Source organism: Frankia sp. CcCS3 (genome assembly GCF_977927575.1).
Window position 1 is genome coordinate 1 of the sequence record NZ_CDWRCL010000221.1, and the last position, 6,923, is coordinate 6,923.

At 69.5% G+C, this 6,923-nt stretch carries 5 protein-coding genes; 4 read left to right on the forward strand and 1 reads right to left on the reverse strand.

Annotated elements, in window-relative coordinates; translation table 11 throughout:
* Positions 1 to 1,738: FAD-dependent oxidoreductase (locus AC08OQ_RS16290; protein ID WP_476601790.1), on the forward strand; the 1,738-nt coding region annotated here is incomplete at its 5' end.
* Between the two features lie 128 nt (positions 1,739 to 1,866).
* On the opposite strand, the gene AC08OQ_RS16295 is transcribed toward AC08OQ_RS16290, so the two are convergent.
* Positions 1,867 to 2,688: a hypothetical protein gene (locus tag AC08OQ_RS16295; protein WP_476601789.1), complete on the reverse strand. Its 822-nt coding sequence runs from the start codon at positions 2,686 to 2,688 to the stop codon at positions 1,867 to 1,869.
* A 309-nt stretch (positions 2,689 to 2,997) separates the two neighbouring features.
* On the opposite strand from AC08OQ_RS16295, the gene AC08OQ_RS16300 reads away from it, so the two are divergent.
* The 3 genes from AC08OQ_RS16300 to AC08OQ_RS16310 all read left to right on the forward strand — a co-directional run bounded on the left by AC08OQ_RS16300 (position 2,998) and on the right by AC08OQ_RS16310 (position 6,820).
* Entirely contained in the window at positions 2,998 to 3,525 is a 528-nt protein-coding gene (locus AC08OQ_RS16300; protein WP_462189065.1) for a peptidylprolyl isomerase, read from the forward strand.
* Between the two features lie 153 nt (positions 3,526 to 3,678).
* The gene (locus AC08OQ_RS16305) at positions 3,679 to 4,725 is read left to right on the forward strand and encodes a rhomboid family intramembrane serine protease (protein ID WP_476605613.1); all 1,047 of its coding nucleotides are present in this window, start codon (positions 3,679 to 3,681) and stop codon (positions 4,723 to 4,725) included.
* A gap of 187 nt (positions 4,726 to 4,912) precedes the next feature.
* The gene (locus tag AC08OQ_RS16310) at positions 4,913 to 6,820 is read left to right on the forward strand and encodes a glycoside hydrolase family 15 protein (protein WP_476601791.1); all 1,908 of its coding nucleotides are present in this window, start codon (positions 4,913 to 4,915) and stop codon (positions 6,818 to 6,820) included.
* The last annotated feature ends 103 nt before the right edge of the window (positions 6,821 to 6,923 follow it).

The following is a 6,923-nucleotide window of genomic DNA, read 5'->3' on the forward strand; positions in this document are numbered from 1 at the left end:
TGATTCCCGGTCGGACGGCGGCTATGACGCCGACGTGATCGTGATCGGGAGCGGGTTCGGCGGCAGCGTCAGCGCGCTACGGCTCGCGGAGAAGGGCCATCGTGTCCTCGTGCTGGAGGCCGGTCGCCGGTTCACCCCGGGCACGCTGCCGAAGAACAGCTGGCACGTTCGCCGGTACCTGTGGCTGCCGCGGTTGGGCTGCCACGGCATCCAGAAGATCACCTGGTTGGGTCGGGTCGTGGTGCTGTCCGGAACGGCGGTCGGTGGCGGCTCGGTCGTCTACGCGAACACGCTGTACCGCCCGCTCGACGCCTTCTATACCGACCCGCAGTGGCGGGACATCACCGACTGGCGCCGTGAGCTGGAGCCGTTCTTCGACCAGGCCGAACGCATGCTCGGGGTGAATCCCAACCCGACGACGACGTACTCCGACGAGGTGTTTCGCACGGTCGCCGAGGAGATGAGGGCCGGGTCCACCTTCGCGGCGGCGCCGGTCGGTGTCTTCTTCGGCCGCGACGGCCGCCGGGAACCCGGCGTGCGGGTCCCCGACCCGTACTTCGGCGACGCCGGCCCGGCTCGGACGGGATGCGTGGAGTGCGGGGAGTGCATGAGCGGCTGCCGTCGAGGGGCCAAGAACACCCTCGACTGTAACTACCTGTACCTGGCCGAGCGGGCCGGTGTGCGGGTAGTCCCGGACGCCACGGTCACGGCCGTCCGGCCACGCTCGACCGGCGGGTACGAGCTCGACCTGGTCCGGACGGGGGGTCTCGTACGGCGTCGGCGACGTACCCTCACCGCGGAGCAGGTCGTGTTCGCCGCCGGCACCCTGGGGACCCAGCGGCTGCTGCTGGCGATGAAACAGAGCGGTGACCTGCCGGCGTTGTCCAACCGGCTCGGTCATCTCACCCGGACGAACTCCGAGGCGATCCTGGGCGCATCCAGGCTGCGCCCCGATCGGCGGATCGCCCGGGGAGTCGCGATCACCTCGTCCTTCCACCCCGACGAGCACACCCACATCGAACCCGTGCGCTACGGCCGGGGGAGCAACCTGATGGCACTGATCAGTGCGTCGATGACCGACGGCGGCGGGCGGGTGCCGCGCTGGCTGAAATACCTGCGTCAGGTCGTGCTCCACCCGCATCAGGCGCTGGCGTCGTCACTGCCCTGGCGATGGTCCGAGCGGACCATCATCGCGCTGGTCATGCAGTCGTGGGACAACTCGTTGATCGTTTCCCTGCGCCGTGGACCGTTCGGTCTCGGCTGGCTGACGAGCCGGCAAGGACACGGCGAGCCGAACCCCTCCTGGATCCCGGAGGGCAACGACGCCGTCCGCCGGATCGCGGCCAGGATGGGCGGTTACCCCGGCGGGTCGATCGGCGAGATCGCCAACATCCCGCTGACCGCGCACATCCTCGGCGGGGCCCCCATCGGCACGGATCCCACCACCGGAGTGATCGATCCCTATCACCGGGTCTTCGGATACGAGGGGCTGCACGTCGTCGACGGCGCCGCGGTCTCGGCGAACCTCGGCGCGAACCCGTCGTTGACCATCACCGCGCAGGCCGAACGGGCGATGTCCTTCTGGCCGAACAAGGGGGAACCCGACCCGCGCCCACCCCTCGGGGCGGCCTACCGGCCGGTCGCGCCGAGACTACCGGCACATCCCGCCGTTCCAGCCGGCGTTCCTGGGACCTACCGCGTGGACGTCACGGCCGGCCCGGTCGCCGGGACGAGGTAACCGGTTGCCGGATGCTGGCCACGAGCTGCTGGGATGCGGGCGTGCCCGGCATCCGCGCTTTGCCCGGCACGGCGATCGCCGGCACGTGGTCTTACGCCGGCATGTGGTCTCAGCGCCGGCACGTGGTCTCAGCGCCGCCGGCTGGGCGCACCGCGCGACGTGTCGACGCCGGGCAACTCCTCGAAGTCAGGGGTCGCCGAGGCGGACAGGCCTTCGTCGGAGGCGCCCCGGGTGTCCGTGCCGGCGGGGGATGCGGTGGTGTCGGCGAGGGGTGCAGTGGTCTTGGTGGGGGATGGAGCGGCGGTGGTGGTGGTGTCAAGCGGCATGGGCTCGGCGGTGGCGGCTGGGCTTTCCTCAGCCTGGGCCAGGTACCGCCGCACCGCGGCGATACCCGCCGCACCCGCGCCGACGATGGCGAGCGTGAGGAACCCCCGCCGCCGACGGCGGTGCACCTTCGCGAGCTTGGACTCGGCCTTCGCCAGCCGCTTCTCCAGGATCTCCTGGGCTTTGTCGGCCTGCAGGCGCGCCTTGGTCTCGCGCTGCACCGCGCGCCGGGAGCGCTGCTTCTCCGCCCGCAGCTCGGCGGCGGCCCGGGCGCGTTCGGCGGAGAGCTCGGCATACGCCCGGGCCTTCTCGATCCGCTTGGCGGTCCGACCGGACACGGCGGTGGCTTTGCCGACGGCCCGGCCCGCGGCCTTCCCGGCTGCCTTCTGGGCCGACACACCGGTCTTGGTGGCCGTGCTGGAGGCGTCGGAGATCCGGTGCGCCACGCTGGCGCCCACATCCCTGGTGGCCGACGCGGCCGATCCGGCCGTACCCCCGGCCTTGCTCGCCGCCTTGTGAGCGACCGTGCCGGCGCGGTCGGCGGCGCTCTTCGCGGTGTCGGACAGCCCGCTAACCGGCGCCGTGTCAGTAACATGTGACAGTCTGTCCTTCAATGTCGTACTCATGATGCCCTCTCGTTGAGCCGATGGTCGAGGCGTCCGGCCATGGAACTGGTGGTGTGCCTGGGTTCGGTCTGGTCAAGATCTGTGAAGTGTGCCGTACCCCGTCGGTGGGCTTCTCCAACGCGTCAACCTTCCGTAGCGTGTCACTCATACTTGGGTGACTTGCCTGGGCTGTGCCCTTGGGAACGTGTACCCGGTGCCAACCATCGGTGATGGAATTCCCCCGCGGCGCCCGGCGCATACGATCGAGACCCATCCGGACGCCGGCTGACCAGGCACCCGCAGAGATCGATCTGAAGAGAAGAGAGGCGCATGGCCGAGGAGCTGTACGCGACGCTGCGGACGACTCAGGGGGACATCGAGATCCGCTTGTTCCCCGACCACGCTCCCAAGACGGTGCGGAACTTCGTCGGCCTCGCGACCGGCACGCAGGAGTGGACGGACCCGGCGACCGGTGCCAAGAAGACCGGCACGCCGCTGTACAGCGGAACGGTCTTTCATCGGGTCATTCCGAACTTCATGATCCAGGGCGGTGACCCGCTGGGCTCCGGTCGAGGCGGTCCGGGCTACCGGTTCGCCGACGAGTTCCATCCGGACCTGACCTTCAACCGGCCGTACCTGCTCGCGATGGCGAACGCCGGACCGGGGACCAACGGCTCGCAGTTCTTCGTCACGGTCGCGCCCACCGACTGGCTCAACCGCAAGCACACCATCTTCGGTGAGGTCACGCGGGGAACCGACGTGGTGGATGCGATTGCCAAGGCGCCGACCGGGGCGCAGGACCGGCCGAAGTCTGACATCGTCATCCAGGAGATCGTGATCGACCGCCGGTCCGCCTGACCGGCCGGTCCCCGCCTCGAACCCGGGAGTACGGCGCATGAGAGCTCCAGCCGCGCGGCGTGCGTGGTCGCCGGCCACCGCATGCGTACGGGCGGCCGGACATGTTCACGTCAGCCGTACTCCTCGGGCGGCGATGCCGGCCGCCGGGGCGGCGTGGTGACAGCGAACCCGCCCGTCGAACCGCCCACGGATGACCAGCCGGGCGGCCCGGAGCAGCGCCCGGCTGGCTCGGGCCACCCGGTGGCCGAGCCGGGGTGGCGACCCACGGTCGGCCCGGCGCCCGGCTGGTCGGGGTGGACTCCACCTTCCGGTCCCGGCGGCCCTCCCGCGGGCGGACCGCCCGCCGGCCGGCCGCAGCCACCCGGCGCCGCGGTGATCCCGTACTGCTACCGCCATCCAGACCGGGAGACCTATGTCTCCTGCCATCGCTGCGGCCGGCCCATCTGCCCCGATTGCATGCGCCCGGCGGCGGTTGGCTTCCACTGCCCGGAGGAGGGCGACCGCTCCACGCCGCAGCGCCGAACGCGGACCACACTCGGTGGCCCGGCCCAGGTCGCCCGGCAGGGGCTGGTCACCCAGATCTTCATCGGCCTGTGCGTCGTCGCCTACATCCTGCAGGGCGCGCCCGGGTTGACCGGCCGCGGCACCTTCAACCGCTTCACCGGCGACTTCGCCATGATCGGCATCCAGATCGCGGCGGACGACCAGTACTACCGGCTGCTGACCGCGGCCTTCCTGCACGCCGGCGTGCTCCACATCCTGTTCAATATGTACGCGCTGTACCTGCTCGGGTTTCAGCTCGAGGCGATCCTCGGGCGGGCCCGGTACCTCGCGCTGTTCGTGGCAGGGGCGCTCGGTGGGAACACCCTGAGTTACGTGCTCGGTGACGGGTTCACCGTGTCGGTCGGCGCATCCACCGCGATCTTCGCGTTTTTCGCCGCCTACTACATCATCGCCCGCCGCCTGCGGGTTGACTCCCGGCAGATCCTCATCGTGCTCGGGATCAACCTCGCCATCACCTTCTCGTTCAGCAACATCGACAAATGGGGGCATCTCGGTGGGCTGGCCGTCGGTGCCGTCATCGGTCTGATCTACGCCTACGTCTCGCCCCGCCGGGTGCTGCTCCAAGCGGGCGGGGTCGCCGCCGTGCTCGCGTTGCTGTTCGTCGCCGCGATCATCAAGTCGTCGACACTGGTGTAGCCCGACAGCTGTAGTCCGACGGCTGTAGTGCGGCAGCCCCGGTCGCGGGGGCGAGGACGGCCGCGACGCTTGCACGCCGCCGAGTAGCAGCTACCATTCGCTTTCTTGTCAATACTCATAGTAGCGATCTACGTGTGGTGGCGATAGCGTGATGGATGCCGTGGCACGGCGCGGGCAGGGGGAGCAGATGGCATATTCACCGGTGCGGCGCAGCGGGGGCAGTCCCTTCCCGCCGATCGCCGAGTACGGATTCCTGTCCGACTGTGAGACGTCCTGTCTCGTTGCCCCCAGCGGCAACGTCGAGTGGATGTGCGTGCCCCGGCCCGACGCCCCGAGTGTCTTCGGGTCGGTGCTGGACCGGTCGGCCGGGGGCTTCCGTTTCGGTCCCGAGCGTACGCAGATCCCGGCCGGCCGGCGCTACCTCCCCGGGACAAACATTCTCGAGACCACCTGGCAGACGCCGAACGGCTGGCTCATCGTCACCGATTGCCTGGTGGTCGGGCGCTGGCATCGCACCCACAAGCGTTCGAACACGCACCGTCGGACGCCGAGCGACTGGGACGCCGACCACGTGCTGCTCCGGCTGGCTCGCTGTGAGCACGGCTCGGTGGATCTCAGCCTGGTGTGCGAGCCGAACTTCGACTACGGCCGCGAGCCCGAGTCCTGGCAGTACGAGGGGGAGGACTACTCCTCCGGCGTGATCAGCCATGCGGGCACCAACGTCACGCTGCGGCTGCGTACCGACCTGCGGCTCGGTTTCGACGGCCGGCGGGCACTGGCTCGCACCACGCTGCGGGAGGGGGACACCGCGTTCGTCGCGCTCACCTGGCGCCCGGAGGAGCCCCTGCTTCCGGACACCTACCTGCAGGCGTGCGTCGCCGTCGACCGGACAACGGAGTTCTGGCGCCAGTGGCTGTCGCGGGGCATGTTTTCCGACCATCCCTGGCGGCGCCATCTGCAGCGCAGCGCCCTCGCGCTGAAAGGACTGACCTACGCGCCGACCGGTGCTCTGCTCGCCGCCTCGACCACCTCGTTGCCGGAGACCCCGCGCGGCGAACGGAACTGGGACTACCGGTACAGCTGGATCCGCGATTCCACCTTCGCGCTGTGGGGCCTGTACACCCTCGGGCTGGACTACGAGGCCAACGATTTCTTCTCATTCATCGCTGACGTCGCCGAAAACGATGACGACGACATCCAGGTGATGTACCGGGTGAGCGGCGAGCCGAAGATCGATGAGGAGATCCTCGGTCACCTGTCCGGCTACGAGGGAGCCTACCCGGTACGGATCGGCAACGCAGCGGCACTGCAACGTCAACACGATGTCTGGGGCGTCGTCCTCGACTCCGTGTACCTGCACACCAAGTCCCGTGACTACCTCTCCGAACGGCTCTGGCCGGTGCTCGTGCGCCTCGTCGAGGCGGCGGCCACGCACTGGCGGGAGCCGGACCGCGGGATGTGGGAGGTGCGCGGGGCGCCGCAGCACTTCACCGTGTCCAAGATGATGTGCTGGGTCGCCCTGGACCGGGGTCGGCGGCTGGCGCAGATGCGGGGGGACGCCAAGACGGCGGCGCGCTGGCGGGCCGTGGCGGAGGAGATCCACGCCGAGGTGTGTGAGAAGGGTGTGGATCATCGCGGTGTGTTCACCCAGTACTACGGATCGAAGGCGCTCGACGCCTCACTGCTCCTGATTCCGCTGCTCGGGTTCCTGCCGGCGGCCGACGAACGCGTGAAGGCCACCGTGCTCGCGATCGCCGACGAGCTGACCGTCGACGGGCTGGTCCTGCGCTACCGCACGGAGGAGACCGACGACGGGGTCTCCGGCACCGAGGGCGCCTTCCTGATCTGCTCGTTCTGGCTGGTCTCCGCCTTGGTGGAGACCGGCGAGCTGACCCGTGCCCGGCAGCTGTGTGAACGGCTGCTGAGCCTCGCCAGCCCGCTGGATCTCTATGCCGAGGAGATTGATCCGGTCAGTGGCCGCCATCTCGGAAACTTCCCCCAGGCGTTCACTCATCTGGCCCTGATCAACGCGGTGATGTACGTGATCAGGGCCGAGGATGCCGAGGCCTACGCCCGGCCGTCCCCCTCGACCTGATCGTGCAGGCCGGTCCCGGGACGGGTAGCCACGGCGATCAGGCGAACCCGAGCGGGACGTGGCACTAGGGCCTGTTTGGGAAGTACGTCCCGGGGTTGGCCGT

What these genes read in the sequence shown, in the direction of transcription:
- AC08OQ_RS16295 (WP_476601789.1), bottom strand. Translation starts at nt 2,688, where the DNA reads ATGAGTACGACATTGAAGGACAGACTGTCACATGTTACTGACACGGCG.
- AC08OQ_RS16300 (WP_462189065.1), top strand. Translation starts at nt 2,998, where the DNA reads ATGGCCGAGGAGCTGTACGCGACGCTGCGGACGACTCAGGGGGACATC.
- AC08OQ_RS16310 (WP_476601791.1), top strand. Translation starts at nt 4,913, where the DNA reads ATGGCATATTCACCGGTGCGGCGCAGCGGGGGCAGTCCCTTCCCGCCG.